General features: G+C 36.1%; 12 protein-coding genes. 11 read left to right on the top strand and 1 reads right to left on the bottom strand.

Annotation, left to right across the window (positions count from 1 at the left end; all coding sequences use genetic code 11):
- Positions 1-120: 120 nt before the first annotated feature.
- From IGK21_RS09735 to IGK21_RS09720, 4 genes are read left to right on the top strand one after another with little or no spacing between them, the layout of a single operon-like run.
- Positions 121-516 (top strand): DUF1310 family protein, encoded by a 396-nt coding sequence (locus IGK21_RS09735; RefSeq protein WP_010718664.1) that lies wholly within the window; start codon positions 121-123, stop codon positions 514-516.
- 26 nt (positions 517-542) lie between these two features.
- Complete coding sequence (locus IGK21_RS09730) at positions 543-1733, top strand: hypothetical protein (RefSeq protein ID WP_252703165.1); 1191 nt, start codon at positions 543-545, stop codon at positions 1731-1733.
- Between the two features lie 16 nt (positions 1734-1749).
- Positions 1750-2067 (top strand): hypothetical protein, encoded by a 318-nt coding sequence (locus IGK21_RS09725; protein ID WP_181915088.1) that lies wholly within the window; start codon positions 1750-1752, stop codon positions 2065-2067.
- A 23-nt stretch (positions 2068-2090) separates the two neighbouring features.
- Positions 2091-2339 (top strand): hypothetical protein, encoded by a 249-nt coding sequence (locus IGK21_RS09720; RefSeq protein WP_063627435.1) that lies wholly within the window; start codon positions 2091-2093, stop codon positions 2337-2339.
- Between the two features lie 181 nt (positions 2340-2520).
- On the opposite strand, the gene IGK21_RS09715 is transcribed toward IGK21_RS09720, so the two are convergent.
- Positions 2521-3915 (bottom strand): PLP-dependent aminotransferase family protein, encoded by a 1395-nt coding sequence (locus tag IGK21_RS09715; RefSeq protein WP_010738030.1) that lies wholly within the window; start codon positions 3913-3915, stop codon positions 2521-2523.
- 91 nt (positions 3916-4006) lie between these two features.
- Here IGK21_RS09715 and IGK21_RS09710 point away from each other — a divergent pair, with 91 nt between their 5' ends.
- The 7 genes from IGK21_RS09710 to IGK21_RS09680 all read left to right on the top strand — a co-directional run bounded on the left by IGK21_RS09710 (position 4007) and on the right by IGK21_RS09680 (position 12717).
- On the top strand, positions 4007-4972 hold the full coding sequence (locus tag IGK21_RS09710) for an ornithine cyclodeaminase family protein (RefSeq protein ID WP_181915087.1): 966 nt from the start codon (positions 4007-4009) through the stop codon (positions 4970-4972).
- 1 nt (position 4973) lies between these two features.
- Entirely contained in the window at positions 4974-5765 is a 792-nt protein-coding gene (locus IGK21_RS09705) for a PhzF family phenazine biosynthesis protein (RefSeq protein WP_181915086.1), read from the top strand.
- 307 nt (positions 5766-6072) lie between these two features.
- Positions 6073-7179, top strand: coding sequence for an alpha-hydroxy-acid oxidizing protein (locus IGK21_RS09700; protein ID WP_034699072.1), 1107 nt, complete (start codon positions 6073-6075; stop codon positions 7177-7179).
- 262 nt (positions 7180-7441) lie between these two features.
- Complete coding sequence (locus tag IGK21_RS09695; RefSeq protein ID WP_010738026.1) at positions 7442-8512, top strand: ABC transporter permease; 1071 nt, start codon at positions 7442-7444, stop codon at positions 8510-8512.
- Between the two features lie 12 nt (positions 8513-8524).
- Entirely contained in the window at positions 8525-9196 is a 672-nt protein-coding gene (locus tag IGK21_RS09690; protein WP_010718656.1) for an ABC transporter ATP-binding protein, read from the top strand.
- A gap of 21 nt (positions 9197-9217) precedes the next feature.
- Positions 9218-9790, top strand: a complete 573-nt coding sequence (locus IGK21_RS09685) for a TetR/AcrR family transcriptional regulator (protein ID WP_010738025.1) — start codon at positions 9218-9220, stop codon at positions 9788-9790.
- A gap of 281 nt (positions 9791-10071) precedes the next feature.
- A complete protein-coding gene (locus IGK21_RS09680) occupies positions 10072-12717 on the top strand; it encodes a hypothetical protein (RefSeq protein ID WP_438719301.1) in 2646 nt (881 codons plus the stop codon).
- The last annotated feature ends 287 nt before the right edge of the window (positions 12718-13004 follow it).

Here is a 13004-nt window from a genome sequence, read left to right as displayed (position 1 = left end):
CCAGATCAACAAAAAAATTGGGTTTATCTGACAAAAATCTTCAAGTACTTGCGTATCTCTATTATGAAAAGACAATGACGAACGTGTTGGTCAAATAGATAGAAAACAGGAAGAGGATTTATGAAAAAACAAAAAATGTTGTATCGTTTAATGAAAATTTTAGGGATAGCAGTAATCATAATCGGAGGGATTGTGTACATGAAACAAAAGCAGCTTAATGAAGAAATGGTCAATATGATTAAGAGTGACCGAGTAGCGCAACTGATCGAATCTGAGTTAAAACGGTTAGATCCCAAAGCATTAGCAGCTGAAGGAATCGTCCATTCGTATGAAATTGATTACGAAAGTATTGAACCTAATCGTTTAGGAGGAATCAACGTTGAATTGATCATTAATCAAGATAAAGAGTTAACATTAGGATTGGTAGTCAATGAGCGCAGGAACCAATTAGTGAATGATGGATTAGTTCTCTCAGAAAAACTAGATAGGCTGATTGAGAGAGCGGATCAGTCATGAGGATGACTGATGAAGAGAGAATAAGAATGATAAGCCAAAGCTATATGAATCTCGAAGTGAACAAAAAAATTTCAGTGAATCGTCAAACATATGGTTATGTATCAAAGATAATAGATAACAAAAAAAGTGGAGAAAAAAGTTTTATCATTACCGACGGAAATCCAAAAGTGCAAAAGCCAAAAGAAGTGAAACAGATAACTATCCTTTATCAAGGCTCGATAGGGATCAATAAAATACTGGTAAATCCTGGAGATGTATGGCGAGATTGGGGAGTAAATAATCTTCCTACGGCTGTCCAAGTGATCAATGCAGGAGGAGCAACTGCGATGCCGCAATTAAAGTCTGCTGCCCATACATTACAAGAAACCATGCAAATGTATCCCAATGCCAAAGTTTCAGTATATGGCCATTCTTTAGGTTCAATGAATGGACAATATGCTATTTCAGATTTGCCGACTGCTTTTCATGATCGGCTAGAGGGGGTATATCTCTACCAAGGCCCCAACATTTACAGTATTTTAAATCCCAGACAACAAGTAACAGCAGATAAATTAACGAATGAAGGAAAGATTTTCAATTTTATTGACACAAGAGATTTAGTACCGATCGGGTATTCACTGACAAAAAAACAAGTGGGCACAATAATTGAAGTAACATCTAAAAAAGTGAAGTTGGGCAAACAGCATATGTTGGGCGGTTATTTATTTGATCAAGATGGGAATCTAGTGACACAGTCTAAAGGGATTATCCAATTAGCAAAACATCAGACAAGCAAAGAGTTGGATCGGCTCGCTGAGATTCATCATCATTTTCGTCACAGTGGTAAAGGTATTTCTTCTTCACAAGAGATTTTTTTAGATGCGATGCAAGCGAGAACGATTACCTTGGGATACAAACAAGCGATTCAATCTGAGATAGACACAGTGGTCAAGTGGCTAAACAAGGAGATTGAACAGGCTAATCTTCTTTGGAGCCAAACGAAACGGGATACGAACCGCTGGGGTGAACATTTGAATGATACCGAAAAAATGGCTATTCTGGCAGAAAATCAGGTGACAGAGTACACACTAGTCCGTCAGCCAGTGGCTACATATGAACAACAACTAACCCTATTGCAAAAGGTCCAACATGAATTAGATGCGCTGCTGAAACAGATAGTTACCACCATTGAAGAACAGGTGAGGACAGATAAAACATTGTCCCAATATCTTTCATAAAATGGAGGGGTTATGGATGAAAAAAGGTGAAGGACAGTCTCAACCTATGGAAAAACAGTTATATTCAGAAAAAAAACAATTAGAAAATCAACTCGACCAACTAAAGAACGAGAAAAGTAAATTTGATCATTACTTAAATCACTTAGCAAACCAGTTCCATGATTTTTCATTTTTTGATGTTTCCCCCCACAGAAAACAGTTCTATCGTTTGTTAAATGATAGCAAAGAAGAGGCAGAAGTGATTTTTCGCAGAGAGAAAAGAATGATCGAATGTCGCATTAAATGTCCATTAGTAGAGAAGTATTCCACTTTAGAGAAAGAATCTAACAACTAATAAAAACGAAACGGGAGAAAAACATGTTTGAAGAATTACAAAAAACATTGGAAAAACAACTCATTCGGCTTATTGTTGCAACACCAAGTCATGCCACATCGCAAAATAGAAAAAACTTGACCAAACAAACACTTCAACAGAAGAAACAAACGTTGAAACAGCTGACTACAAGTTATGCAAGTCATTTAAGTCACGTTTCTAAAGGAACATGGGTCAAGACAGCTATCCAAGTGATCGAAAGAACGGCGAATCAATTCGAATGGCTTACTTAAGGAAGTAAAAAAGTTGAGCATGAAGTTGTGCTAAACTTTTTTACTACGAGTAAATGATCGATTCAATGATGAACCGCAATAACAAGAGAAGACGTTCTAAATCAAAGGAGTGATGGATCTTCTTTTGTTTGTCAGTGATTGAATGATTTTTTGAGTATACCTAAGAATAGAAACTAAAAAATCATAAATAAGCATCGATTTCTTCTTTAATGATCCGTAATCCTTTCTTTAAAATCTCCAAATGATTGGATGATAAGGCGATTCGGATAAAAGGATCAGCTTGTTGTTGACTAGTGAAGCGATTCGAGTGATAAATTCTTATCCCTTTGTTCAAAAAATGTTGTTCTACATCTAAGGGAGAAATATCGGCTCGGATCGGAATATTTCGATAATAAGGATAAGGATTCGAAGGGCGGGGTAAATCAAAATACGCATCAAAGCAGTCATTTGCTTCGGCTGTTCGCTTTAATTTTGTTGTTAAAATTTTCTGGACTGTTTCTGGTGAGTGCAAGATTTGAGTGATGATTTCTGCATCTAAACCAGATGTTTTGACGTTTATATTAAAGATTGCACGTTCAATTCGTTCTCTTAAACGTTCTGGGAATACAAGATAGGCTACACGAAGACCTGAACAAATGAATTTGGTCATTCCTGACAAGTAAATGGTTTGATCAGGTAGCAGCTGTTGAAACGGTGGCAAAACTTGTTGTTGAAAATGGGTCGTTAAAAAAGAATGAATATCGTCTTCAATAACTAATAACTTTTCTTTGGAAATAATAGCTTTCAATTCATTACGCCGTTGGAGAGACAGTTGAAAACCAATGGGGTTATTACAAGAAGGCATCAGATAAATCCCTTTTATTTTCTTTTTATGACACTCTTGTAGCAATAATTCAGGTTTCATTCCTTCTTGGTCAAAATCGATCGGAACTACTTCTAAGTGATACAAATGCGCTAACTCAATAAAATTGGAATAGGTATATCGATCAATAGCGATTCGATCTCCAGGAGAAAAAAAGGCGGCAAGTGTCACAGCAAGACCATTTTGAACACCAGAAACGATTGCGGTATGATGAATCGTTGTTTGGACCCCTTGAGTTTGTAACCACTCGACTGCTGTCTTTAATTGAAAATTGGTTCCCATAGGGTCACGGTAATTCAATAAACCAACGATATTGGGGTTGAGACTGACTGAATGGATAAAAGGCAGGACAAGATGGTTGCAGTCTTCAAAAGAACTAACTAATCCAAAATCAATCACATGCTCAGCTACTTGATTGGTTGAAATCGTGATTGAAGTAAAAGCATTAGGGGAAACGAACGTACCACTTCCAATATTGGTGTATAAGAGACCTTTCTCAATACCATATTTATAGGCCTGACCGACAGTTGTAAAATTGATATCTAAATAGTCGGCTAATTCTCTCTGAGAAGGAAGTTGGGTATTTTTTTGTAACTTACTTGTAAGAATATCTTCTTCTAACTGTTGGATCAGAGATTTATAGATGGGGCGGGTTAATTTTGTTTTATCAGGTCGCCAAGTGATCGGATAATCTTCATAAGAATTTATGGGCATTTTATTCACCTCTAAAATTGTATTCCATACAATTATACTATTGAATGTATATAATTCAATGATAATATATGGATGTGAAGGGGAGATTTTTATGAGAAAAATCGATTTTGAAGAAGCAGTATCACGATTAGATTTTCAAGAGGCAATTGAAGTAATGCGTCAGTGTTTTAGCGATTATGGCGAAGGAAAAATTAGTCAAAATACACGTATGGTAGAGATTTTGCCAGATGGTAAAAACAAAAATGTTTTTGCGATGATGCCTGCTTATCTTGGTAAAGATCGTTGTTTTGGTGCAAAAATCATTACTGCATTTCCTGATAATCATTTACAAGGACTATCTTCACATTTGGGGGAAATTCTATTATTTGATTCTAAAAACGGTGTACCTGTAGCGCTAATCAACGCGAATGCAGTCACTTGGATTCGTACCGCTGCAGTTTCCGCTTTAGCCACTGATATATTGGCGAAAAAAGAAGCGGCATCATTAGCTTTAATCGGGGCTGGACAACAAGCAAGCTCGCATTTGAATGCGATCTGTGCTATACGTTCAATCAATAAAGTATCTGTCTATGACTTGAGTAAAGAAAGAAGTCAACAATTTATTGAGGAAATGCAAACAGCATACCCGGAAATTGAATTTTCAAGTGGAGAAACACTCGCAGAAACAGTGGAACAAGCTGAGATCATTTGTACACTAACACCTAGTAAAGAGGCGTTTTTGAAAAAAGAATGGCTTACTCCTGGTGCACATATCAATGCTATTGGTACGTTTACACCAGATACACGTGAAATCACTAGTGAGTTGATGAAAAGCAGTGCCATCTATGTCGATGATTATGGAGCTGCAATGAAAGAAAGTGGCGATCTACTGATTCCGATTGCTGAAGGAGAATTATCAGAATCAGCGATCTCAGGCTCGTTAAGTGAATTGGTTTCAGGAAAAAGATTATTAAAAGACCAACAAGAAACAATCACGATTTTTGATGCCGTTGGCTTAGCGATTGAAGATCTATGTTGTGCAGAATATATTTATCAAAAAGTTAAGGAGTCTGAATAAAATGAAGTTAAGTTATTATGTTGTTGATGCATTCACACAAGAAGTGTTTAAAGGGAATCCAGCAGCAGTCTACGTTTTAGAGAAGTGGTTGCCAGAAACGGTGATGCAAAAAATTGCTATTGAGAATAACTTATCTGAAACAGCATTTACTGTCAAAAAGGAGGAACACTATGAGTTACGTTGGTTTACTCCGGATCGTGAAATCGACTTATGTGGACATGCTACTTTAGCAACAGCGTTTGTTTTGTTCAATTATTATGGGGTAGAGGAAGAAACAATCAAATTTACTAGTCAAAGTGGCGAACTTTTTGTGACAAAACAACAAGAAACTTACTATATGGATTTTCCAAGTATCATGCCTAAAAAAGTAGCAATTTTACCTGAATACGAAAAAGCGATCGGTGCAAAAATCAAAGCTGCTTATTTAGCGCGAGATTTATTTTTTGAACTGACAGATGAAGAAACCGTAAAACAGTTGCAACCAAACTTTTCAGCTATTAAAAATTTTGATTTGGGCGTTGGTGTGATCGTGACCGCACGTGGTCAGAAGGAAGATTTTGTTTCTCGTACATTTTTCCCGAAATTAACGATCAATGAAGATCCCGTTTGCGGTTCTGCTCATTCCAATCTTATTCCTTATTGGGCAAATAAATTAAGTAAGAAAAAAATGATTGCCCATCAGCTTTCACCAAGAGGTGGCTACCTTGATTGTGAGTTACGAGGGGAGAGGATCATGATTGGTGGAGAAGCAGTGCTATTCGCTCAAGGAGAAGCTTATATTCCAGAAAAATAAGCATCGCAAATGAAGCAGGAGTTCCCTCTGACAATCTATACCTTTTTCTTCTAGGGCGATTTCCAGAGGATAGAAGTAAGCCTGTTTTTAGAGATGCTAGAAGAGGCTGAGGCAGGTTTTGGCTTAGTCTCTTCTTTTCAACCATAAATAGAACCTTTCCTAGAAAATCTCTCTATTATTTTACTACTACTTTACTGCTAGAGTTCAAACAGATTATTTGCCTGTATCATTTTTGAGAGGTACGATAATAATGCAAACGCTATCATAAAATTTATGGTTCTTAATTCGAGAGAAAGAAGGCTTTATTATGGAAAAAGTTTATCAAGCTGGTACACATGAAGGGATGATTGATTTCATCAATATGGAAGATCTGGAATTAGCAGCTACTCAAGTAATCCCTAGTGGTGGATATGGCTATATCAGTAGTGGTGCAGGGGATTTGTTTACTTATCGAGAAAATCAAAAAGCCTTTAATCATCAATTGGTTATCCCTCATGTTTTGAAAGATGTGGAATTACCTGATACAACGACCTATTTTTCTGATGAAACATTAGCCGCACCAATAATTATGGCACCAGTAGCAGCGCATGGATTAGCTCATGAACAAGCTGAAAAAGCTTCGGCTAAAGGAGTATCAGAATTTGGAACGATCTATACAGCTAGTTCTTACGCTTCTTGTACCTTGGAAGAAATTAGAGCAGCTGGTGGTCCTGAAGCTCCTCAGTGGTTTCAGTTTTATATGAGTAAGGACGATGGGATCAACTTGGATATCTTGGAGATGGCAAAAAGAAACGGAGCAAAGGCGGTTGTTTTAACAGCTGATGCAACAGTTGGCGGAAATCGTGAAACAGATCGGCGAAATGGTTTTACTTTTCCGTTGCCCATGCCAATCGTTCAAGCTTACCAATCGGGAGTCGGTCAAACGATGGATGCAGTCTATAAATCGTCTAAACAAAAATTAAGTCCAAAAGATATCGAATTTATTACGACTCATTCAGAGTTGCCAGTTTATGTCAAAGGGGTACAATCAGAAGATGATGTGTATCGTTCTCTTGATGCTGGTGCACAAGGGATTTGGGTCTCCAATCATGGTGGTAGACAGTTAGATGGTGGTCCAGCTTCTTTTGATTCATTACGCTATGTAGCTGAAGCTGTGGATAAACGTGTACCGATCGTATTTGATAGCGGTGTTAGACGAGGGCAACATGTCTTTAAAGCGATTGCTTCAGGAGCTGATTTAGTTGCCATTGGTAGACCAGCCATTTATGGACTTTCTTTAGGAGGAAGTACAGGAATCAAACAAGTATTTGATTTTTTCAAAACAGAACTTGAAATGGTCATGCAATTAGCTGGAACTCAAACTGTTGAAGACATCAAAAACGCAAAATTGAGAGAAAATCGTTTCATGTGTTAAGACAAAAAATCGGTTTATCAATAGGGATTAAGTAGCAAAATAGCTTGAACAGATAGTGACTTTGGATAGCATTTTTGAATGATCGTGCTTGTTTTAGGAAAGAAAATTTCAACAAGATATTAACCAGTTTTATAGCGATAATCAAACGGTAAGGCAAACTTATTTAGCCTTACCGTTTTTTTGTGAGCAGATTATTCCTCTAAAAATTTATCAAGTGATAAACTTGTATTATTGTTGGATAAACTTTTAAAGGAGGAGTTAGATGTTTTTAGCATTAAATGAAATCATACATTCAAAATTACGCTATGCGTTGGTTGCTGGGGTGATGTTTTTAATTGCATATTTGGTCTTTTTTTTAACCGGTTTAGCGTATGGACTGGCACAAGATAACCGAACGGCTGTCGATAAGTGGGAGGCAGACTATATTGTACTGTCAAAAGATGCCAATACGAACCTAGGGATGTCAATGATCACGAAAAAGACAGCGCAAGAAGTAAAAGGGGATAAGGTGGCTTACTTGGCACAAACACCAGGTGTCGTAACCAGTAAAGACAACGATGAGGCAGGAAAAATCAATGTGAGTTTTTTTGGTATTGATCCAGATCAATTTATCATGCCTAATATTGTTGAAGGTAAGGCCTTTGTTGGGAACGATGAAGCAGTGGGTGATATTAGCTTAAAAGAAGAGTATGGTCTAGGAATTGGCGATACAGTTAAACTTTCTGGTAGTGACAAAACCTTTCGATTAACTGGATTTACCGAAAATGCGAAGTTCAATGTATCGCCAGTTTTATATACAACACTTGATGCTTACCAAGAAATTCGTTTTGAAAAAACAGATACAAGTGAGAATGCTCGAATCAACGCGGTGGTTGTTAGAGGGCAGATAGATGATTTACCAAATGATCTTGAAAAAATCAGCATTTCTAAATTTATCAATGAATTACCTGGCTATAGTGCGCAAGTACTCACTTTTGGTTTTATGATCGGCTTTTTGATCGTGATTGCAGCGATTGTAATCGGAATTTTCATTTATGTGTTGACCATGCAAAAAATCAATATTTTTGGTGTTTTGAAGGCGCAAGGAATGACAGGAGGGTTTATCGCTCGCTCAGTAGTGGCACAAACCTTCTTACTCTCATTCTTTGGGATCGGTCTTGGCTTGTTGGGAACAGTGGGGACCTCGTTCCTTTTACCAGATACCGTACCTTTTCAAAGTAATTGGTTATTTTTCGGAGTTATCAGTGTTTTGATGTTAGTGGTCGCCATTTTAGGTGCGCTGTTTTCGGTACGAGCAATTGTAAAAATCGATCCATTGAAGGCAATTGGTTAGGAGATGAAAAAAATGAAAGCAATCGAATTTAAAGATGTCGAAAAGAATTTCAAAGATGGTGATCAAATCGTCCACGCACTGAAAAAAACCAATGTTAGTGTAGATAAAGGCGAATTTGTTGCGATCATCGGTCCTTCTGGTTCAGGAAAAAGTACTTTCTTGACCATTGCAGGTGGCTTACAAACGCCTAGTAAAGGGTCTGTTTTGATCAATGGGCAAGAATTTAGTGCTCAACCTGAGAATCAGCGGGTAAAATTACGTTTTAAGGAAATCGGATTTATTTTACAAGCGTCTAATTTGGTTCCATTTTTATCGGTCAAAAAGCAATTGATATTAGTGGATAAAGTCAAACATGAGAATCGTCAGAAAGAAGCGAATGAACTATTTGAACAGTTAGGTGTTGCCGAATTGGTCAACAAATATCCAGAAGAATTATCAGGAGGAGAACGGCAAAGAGTCGCCATTGCTAGAGCGCTTTACAACGATCCGTCCATTATTTTAGCAGATGAACCAACAGCCAGTTTAGATTCAGAAAAAGCAAGAGAAGTCGTAGATATTTTAGCGAAAGAATCGAAAGAAAAAAATAAAGCCATCATTATGGTCACCCATGATACACGCCTGATTGACAAATGTGATAAAGTGTTTATGATGGAAGACGGTGTTTTTCAAGAAAAAACAGAATAAGCATAAAAAGAAGGTGTGTATGTGGTTCATCGCTATAACAAAGACACGCAAAAAAAGATTTTACATGAAGCCAATCATTTGTTTATGTCAAAAGGCTATCTCGGCACGTCTACTCGTGAAATTGCTAAGAACGCCGGGATTACCCAACCCAATCTTTATCATTACTTTAGTGACAAAGAAAAACTTTACCAGGCAGTTCTGGAACAACATTTGAAAACAGTAGGGGACGATTTGAGGAAGATCGCCGCAACGGGTGCCGATGATTTTCAACAAACGTTGACTAAGATGGCTGAATATCTTATCGAAACCCATCTCATTGATTTGTTTATGATGCTGCATGATTTGAAGCTCAATCTTTCAGCTGAAACAAGAAATCATTTGTTTTGTTTATGGAAAAAGAATTATCGGGAACCTTTTGAAAAGATTTTTGCCAATCATCAACAACTATTACGAAAAAACGTCACACAGGAACTGGCAGCGAAACATTTTTTCCTTTTGCTAGCCCCTTATATTACTGAATCTGGTCATTCAGAGGAACAGCCTTTTGATGTGGCGACTTTGATCGATCTATACTTAAATGGGGTTATTGTTTAGCTTGAGACGAATAACGGTTGTGTAAGCTCCGTTCGATTGGATGGATCTGATGCTTTGGAGACACTATTTGCTGTCTCCAAAACATCAGATCCATTTCAAAGAACGAACACTTGCACACCGTTTTTTTGTGTTGATGTTGCGGATGGGATTCATTCGTTAGTTGAAGCGGCTTTTCTATTAGGGGATTTCAATAAATTTTTTTTTTTGAAAAAAAAGGAACATTTCTCCCTATTTTCCACTTTATACTTAAGCTCAATGAATAAACGAGAAGGGAAAGAGAAATGAAAAGAACTTTGTTCTATTTAGATAGGGATAGTTATGTTTGCTATTTATTAGAGAAAATCAAAGAGATAGATGAAAAACGAAGTATCGAACACCATTTATTAGTGAAAGGTGCAAATCGAAAGTCTATAGATACAGTCAGTCAAATCAAGAAGATGGATTTCTTACCAATATTTAAGGATAAAACCCAGCAAGAGATAGTTAACGAAGCCACTCAATACTGTCAATCGCTGCTAAATGTTTTTAATAGTGCGATAGGAAAAAAAGCTATTACAAATTATCTTGTGCTACATGACCTGAGTCCAGAATTGACTAAAGAAATTGTTGAAGGACTAGTTTTTAAGGGAACTGTGAACAAACATGGATTTTTTAAAAAGATAGAAAAGAAAAAACAATTACATAAAAAGTTCAATGAAACATTGGTCAAATATGGCACAAATGAAGGGATAAAAGCAATTGAAAATCAACTCATTATAAATGAACTTCCTCGATCTGAATACAACAAAATAAGTGCAACAATTGGAGAATTTTTGTTTCCTACATGGGAGAATTCCAGATACTCTAAACAAATTACTTTGACGGCCAAAAGATGTAATGTTTTTTTAGAGGATTTCGGTGAGACAGAAGGATTATTAGCTGTTCAATATTATTTATTGTTGCAAAATACAACAGCAGACAGAGCGAAGGATATACTTAATGAAGTTCAATTACCCAAGACAATCAATCAAAAAGAGTATAAAGACCTTCTCGTTACAACGCTCTATTATAATAATATGGGGGCAACAGAAGTAGAAAATCGGCTAGTTCTACAAGGAGTAGATCGTAAATTTTTCAATCGGATAGGAGAAATTTTAAACATCAATTTATTGCCTTCCTTGAAAGATGAACCTTTATCAAAGGAGGAGAAAATAACTAAAGCAGTCAAATATTGCCAAAGTTTTTTAAATTACTGGTATCCAAACAAAGTAAATGGAGTTAAATCAGTCAATAATTACCTTATGTTGGAAGATTTCCCTCCTGCAATCAATATCGAAGTCATAGAGCGAATAAAAGATTCTATGAATGATGAGGACCGAAAAAATTTCCATTTTTGTTTAACTAGATATATAAAATATAGCCAATTTGTTCGAGAATTAGGATCAGAAATGGGCAGAAAAAAATTCGAGAATTATTTTATTTTAATTTATCCTAGTTTACAACAGCTTCATCAAATGAATGAATACATCGATCAATCAATATTCCCAATGATAGATATGACTAAAAGAGGGGCAATTAGCACATTAGTTGATCGGTGCAATTCTTTTTTAGAAGACTTAGGACCAAAAATAGGCTTTGTAGCGATTCAAAAATACTTATTGTTACAAAATACAGCGCCCAAGTATATTGATAAAATTTTTAGAGATCTAAGGTTTCCTAAAACTATCAATAAATTTTATTTACAGAAACAATTCGAGGAAGTGTACAAGTGCCAATCGATGTTGATAGGATCTGAGGGAACTGTTGGAAAGAAAAAATGTGAGGAATATCTTGTTTTACGAGGAATGAATCGAACGCAGATCGATCAATTGAGTAAGATACTAAATGTCACCTTGCTTCCTTCTTTGAAGATGAAGTCGTCTCAAAAACTCATTGACGAAGTAGTCCAACGTTGTGAACATTTTGAGCCATTGGCAACACGGAATTATCTTGTGCTTCAAGAGCTGCCTCCAGATATTCTTGAGGAAATTTTTACAAAAATCCCTTCAAAAGTAAATGTTGTTCTTGATAATAGTTATTTGACTATCAAAGAAGAAGTAAGACTTGTTAAGGAGTGCCAAGCATCTTTTAATAAATTAGGGCTCATTGAGTGGAAAAAATCAAGTGAAAATGCCCTTGCCTTAAGGGGAGCGAATCAAGAATTAGTCACGTTGATCAATAACCATGTAAATGAAGAGTTATTCCCAAAAGCTGGACGTTTATCTGGACAGTTGAATCGTTGTCACTCTTTTTTAAAGGATTTAGGTAATGAAAAAGGAATGAAGGCTATTGTTCATTTTCTATTATTTACAGAGAGACCACTAAAGGAAACACTCCATGTGATTGATGCGTTTGATTTTCCTTTGCCGGTTTCTTCAGATGCATTAAAGGTGAGCATCATTGAGAAGTATTGTGATCATATCGTACAAAAAAAGGATGATTGGCTCTGGCAAAGGAAAGAAATAGAAAATACATTGATTTCCATAGGTGCAAGTAGAAGAATCAGTAATCGATTAAGTGATCGTTATGAGATTCCATTATTTCAACCGATTTTTGATGGTAAACTCTCAGCAGATGAGATCAACAAAGGGAAAAGGGACATAAGGAAACGTTGTGATGAGTTAATCAAAGAGAACCGATCCAAGGGGGGGCATATACATGCGCTGGTCAATTACTTTTTCTTACAAAAAATGCCAGTCAAAATTGCAAAAGAAACCATCAAAAAGCTAAAATTAGAGACCATCACTAAAGACGAGGTAAAAAGAGTCGTGTTAGCTAATTATTATACTTATCTTGGAGAAAAAAAACCACTAGCTGAACATTTAAAATCGGCTAAACGATACTTACGTACATTAAATTGTTTTAGAGAGCAGGAATCGCAGATTAAATATGATCGTCAATTTCGTTGAAAAAGTTTTCAGTTAAATGTTAATGATGAAACGAAAAGAATCAGGAAGATCCAACTCTAAGAGGATACATTCAAAAATGAACAAATCATACATAAAAAGATTCGCAGCATTTTGTCCAATTTATTTTGGCGAAATGCTTTTTTTGTTCTTTTATAAATATAAAAATAAAAAATAATAGTTATTTTAAATAAAGCAGTAAAAAAAGATGAAAAAGAGAAAAGAGAATAGGGATATTTATTAGTTATTTTAGATAACTATAAATATATAAATGTTAATATGCAATACAA

The organism is Enterococcus sp. DIV1421a (assembly GCF_051711025.1).
In the GTDB taxonomy this organism is placed as follows: Bacteria; Bacillota; Bacilli; order Lactobacillales; family Enterococcaceae; genus Enterococcus_B; species Enterococcus_B hirae.
Note: the sequence above shows the minus strand (reverse complement) of the source record. Positions and strands in the feature narration are given on the sequence as shown.

What these genes read in the sequence shown, in the direction of transcription:
- IGK21_RS09735 (WP_010718664.1), top strand. Translation starts at nt 121, where the DNA reads ATGAAAAAACAAAAAATGTTGTATCGTTTAATGAAAATTTTAGGGATA.
- IGK21_RS09730 (WP_252703165.1), top strand. Translation starts at nt 543, where the DNA reads ATGATAAGCCAAAGCTATATGAATCTCGAAGTGAACAAAAAAATTTCA.
- IGK21_RS09725 (WP_181915088.1), top strand. Translation starts at nt 1,750, where the DNA reads ATGAAAAAAGGTGAAGGACAGTCTCAACCTATGGAAAAACAGTTATAT.
- IGK21_RS09720 (WP_063627435.1), top strand. Translation starts at nt 2,091, where the DNA reads ATGTTTGAAGAATTACAAAAAACATTGGAAAAACAACTCATTCGGCTT.
- IGK21_RS09715 (WP_010738030.1), bottom strand. Translation starts at nt 3,915, where the DNA reads ATGCCCATAAATTCTTATGAAGATTATCCGATCACTTGGCGACCTGAT.
- IGK21_RS09710 (WP_181915087.1), top strand. Translation starts at nt 4,007, where the DNA reads ATGAGAAAAATCGATTTTGAAGAAGCAGTATCACGATTAGATTTTCAA.
- IGK21_RS09705 (WP_181915086.1), top strand. Translation starts at nt 4,974, where the DNA reads ATGAAGTTAAGTTATTATGTTGTTGATGCATTCACACAAGAAGTGTTT.
- IGK21_RS09700 (WP_034699072.1), top strand. Translation starts at nt 6,073, where the DNA reads ATGGAAAAAGTTTATCAAGCTGGTACACATGAAGGGATGATTGATTTC.
- IGK21_RS09695 (WP_010738026.1), top strand. Translation starts at nt 7,442, where the DNA reads ATGTTTTTAGCATTAAATGAAATCATACATTCAAAATTACGCTATGCG.
- IGK21_RS09690 (WP_010718656.1), top strand. Translation starts at nt 8,525, where the DNA reads ATGAAAGCAATCGAATTTAAAGATGTCGAAAAGAATTTCAAAGATGGT.
- IGK21_RS09680 (WP_438719301.1), top strand. Translation starts at nt 10,072, where the DNA reads ATGAAAAGAACTTTGTTCTATTTAGATAGGGATAGTTATGTTTGCTAT.